The 2,280-nt window shown below is 47.2% G+C and carries 3 protein-coding genes; 1 reads left to right on the forward strand and 2 read right to left on the reverse strand.

What is annotated here, in order from left to right; translation table 11 throughout:
• A partial coding sequence (locus tag ACWA6V_RS20775) for an LpxL/LpxP family acyltransferase (protein ID WP_449524271.1) occupies positions 1-334 on the forward strand: 334 nt, incomplete at its 5' end.
• 16 nt (positions 335-350) lie between these two features.
• On the opposite strand, the gene ACWA6V_RS20780 is transcribed toward ACWA6V_RS20775, so the two are convergent.
• Complete coding sequence (locus tag ACWA6V_RS20780) at positions 351-1,544, reverse strand: CvpA family protein (RefSeq protein ID WP_449524272.1); 1,194 nt, start codon at positions 1,542-1,544, stop codon at positions 351-353.
• A gap of 38 nt (positions 1,545-1,582) precedes the next feature.
• The coding region (locus ACWA6V_RS20785) for a type II toxin-antitoxin system HipA family toxin (protein ID WP_449524273.1) at positions 1,583-2,280 on the reverse strand (698 nt) is incomplete at its 5' end.

Raw genomic sequence — 2,280 nt, forward strand, 5'->3', positions numbered from 1 at the left:
CTGGTATGCCCCCGATCGAGACCTAGGTGAAAAAATGTCGGTATTTGTCCCGTTTTTTGGTGTGCAAACAGCAACGGTGACAGCGACTGGTCAGTTTGCGCGCATGGGGCGCGCGAAAATAATTCCATTTACCCAGCGCCGGTTGGATGATGGCAGCGGTTATGCAGTCACTATTCATCCCCCCTTTGAAAATTATCCAACCGGTGATGATATTGCTGATGCACGCCGCGTGAATGAATTTATGGAGCAGGAAATTTTAAAATGCCCCGGCCAATATTTTTGGGCACAGCCGCGCTTTAAAACTCGCCCGGAAGGCGAGCCTTCGGTTTATTGAGTTAGTTGTCTTTTTGTTATTTATCCTTCACGGGTTTGTCGGAATAGTGGACTTGCCCGTTTTCATCCGTCCAGCGGTAAATTGTAGTAGCCGGTTTTGCATCCTCGCCAGAAGCATTTTGTGTGGCTGATGCTGTATTTGTGGCTGCCTCGTTAATATCTCTTACTTGATAGTTCCCCATGCCATTGGCGGGTGCAGCCTCGCTGTTAAAAATAATTTCTGTCAGTTGGTTTAATTTGGGATTCATCATCAAGGGTAATTTGTTGGATGAGTTCAATTGCTGCTGAAATTCAGGATCGCTAATAATTGCAATCACGCGCGGGTCATGTTTTATCGTTTGCACGCGATTCCATGCCTGCACCATTTTTTCTGCCGCTGCTTGCGAACCCGCCTCGCTATTAACATCGGACTGCGACATTAACGCTTGCACACTGGGGTTGTTCATCAGCTCTTTAAATGCAGGGTCGCGCATTAATGCGTGGGTATCACCTGTTGTCAGGATGGATTGGATTTTTTCATCCGCCATTAAATTTTTCATCTGCCCGTCATTGGCAACTTGTTGTACATGCGTAAGCATAGTTTGCGGGTTTTCTACAAAAGCCTTGGTGATCTGAGTGGTGGTTTTATCATCCAGTGCCAAATCCACTGCGGTGGCGGCCGCATTCCCCATTAATTTTTTAGCACTGGCTTCAATAAATGAGTCATTACTTTTTGCAAGGTCGCGCACATGCGGAACGCCGGTTGCCGGTGCGCGATTGGGAGGCTCTGTGCTGTCCGTAACGGTGATATCATCGGTTTGCTCATATTGCATCGGTTGTACTTTAGGGGCGAGCACCAAACTTATTGCGTAGACAACGAGTAATCCTACGAGCGCTCCCATTAATACTCCCACGCTGGCACCACCGATTTTTGAACCTACCTGGGTTGCACCTGTTTCAGGAATTAATTTGGCGAGCAAATTAAGTAACAGGCTCACCAAAAAACTCACCAGCAAAAAAATAGCACTGCCGGCGATAAAATAAACCAGCAAGCCATCCAGCGCTGTGTGTTGCATGATTAATTTTGCAGTGGGTTTGGTAAACACAATCGCTGCCGGGTAGGCGACAATCCAACCGAGTACGCGGGTAATAGAGCCGATAAAACCTTTCTGGTAGCCGCGCCAGGTAAAAAACGCTAGCAATGCAAAAAAGACGATGGTGGTGATATGCATATTTATTATTCCTTCAGGCCAATTACCAATGTTGAATGTTATAAATCCAGACGCAAATTTTGTTGGATCTCGCGGGTAAAGCTCGCGGGTACTGCAGCGGTACGCGCATAGCTTTGCCATTGGCTGACGACATCCAGAGTTTGTTGAATGATCAATTTTGCTTCTTTGGTGAAATTGCTAATTAATTTTGCGACGACCAGCAAATCGTCGCGGACAAAATTATCGCGTTTGCCATTTGCGCTTAATTGATGCGAGTTCACCCAGGGTGAGCCAGGCTTGTAACTGTAGGCGATATCAAATGCCGGCGCTAGCTGCCATGGCGCATGCGGGCCCGGTAGGATAAAACCGAAGTTTTTGCTGTGGTCATCGTGGTTGCGCGCAATAATGTTAAACACCATACGGCGATAAATTTCCACCGCTTCGGCACGGGTCAAACGCAGTTGCCGCGCGACCGCAAATAATTGTTCATAGCTGTAATGGCCGGGCATTTTAAAATCGGCATGGTCCATTGCACAGAGCGATTGATAATGCAATTTATGGTTGCCAATACGATCAAAGCGCTGCGTTAAAAAATGGGCGCGTTCGCCATCCATTAATAATTCGCAGGGTGTCATCGCGATACCTGCTGCTTTTGCCATCAAATAATAAGCGTATTCCATACGCCCGAAGCCCTGTGGATCGCCAAAGGTTTCGCGGTTGTTCCCGTGCTCCACAATCCCATCGAATTTTAATAAAT

Source organism: Cellvibrio sp., from assembly GCF_053579595.1.

Excerpts from the sequence above, each read along its gene's own strand:
- ACWA6V_RS20780 (WP_449524272.1), bottom strand. The coding sequence starts at position 1,544 with ATGCATATCACCACCATCGTCTTTTTTGCATTGCTAGCGTTTTTTACC.